General features: G+C 82.3%; 1 protein-coding gene. It reads left to right on the forward strand.

Features of this window, described 5'->3' with window-relative positions; all coding sequences use genetic code 11:
• Nucleotides 1-175: 175 nt before the first annotated feature.
• Nucleotides 176-776 (forward strand): hypothetical protein (locus ACFXGA_RS16965; protein ID WP_378088780.1); only part of this gene is annotated, 601 nt, incomplete at its 3' end.

Genomic DNA, 776 nt, shown 5'->3' on the forward strand with positions numbered 1-776 from the left:
TGGCGCTGACCACGCACTACGCGCAGTGGCTGAGGGGGGGGGCGGGGGGGGCCCGGCGGGGCGGGGGCGGGCCCCGGCGGCGTGGAGCGCGGTGCACCCCCCACCCCGAACGGCCCAACCGCCGGGGGGCGACGAGCCCGCGGAGTGGACCGGCGGGCGCGACCGACCGTTCCTCGTGCCGAAGCTCGAGCCGAAGTTGCGGATGCACCTCGACCTGGAACTCCCGCCGTGGACCCGGACGCGGGGCGTCACGGCGGTCGGGTCGCGGATCGAGCCGTGGGCCCATCCGCAGGCCGGCTCGTGGGCCTGGACCCGGCCCCCGTCCCCGGTCGAGTCGTGGCTCGCGGCGATCCCCGAGGTGCGGTTGGTGCTGGAGGGGGCGTCGGCCGTCGCGCCGGCGGTCGAGCCGTGGCGGGGGTCGGCCGCGGCGCCGGCGATCGAGCCGTGGCGGGAGCCGGCCACCGGGCCGTGGCCCGAGTTGTGGCCCGGGTCGGCGGCGGTCGCGCCGGCGGTCGAGCCCTGGCGCGGGTCGGGCGTCGAGCGGGCGGCGTGGCCGGTCGTGGAGCCTTGGCGCGAGTCGACCGTCGAGTTGCGGCTCGGGCTCGCGGCGTCGCCGGTCGTGCCCGAGGTCGAGTCGTGGCGTGCGGCGGACGCCCGGCCCGTGGCCGGGGCGGGGCCCGGCCGCGGGGCCCCCGCCCGGGTGGGGCGCCCCGAGGTCGCCGCCCCCGCCCGCCCCGGGGGGGCGGCGGCCCCCGGCGCGCCGGGACGCGTCGGGC

The sequence above is a fragment of the Actinosynnema sp. NPDC059335 genome (assembly GCF_042752395.1).
GTDB lineage: Bacteria > Actinomycetota > Actinomycetes > Mycobacteriales > Pseudonocardiaceae > Actinosynnema.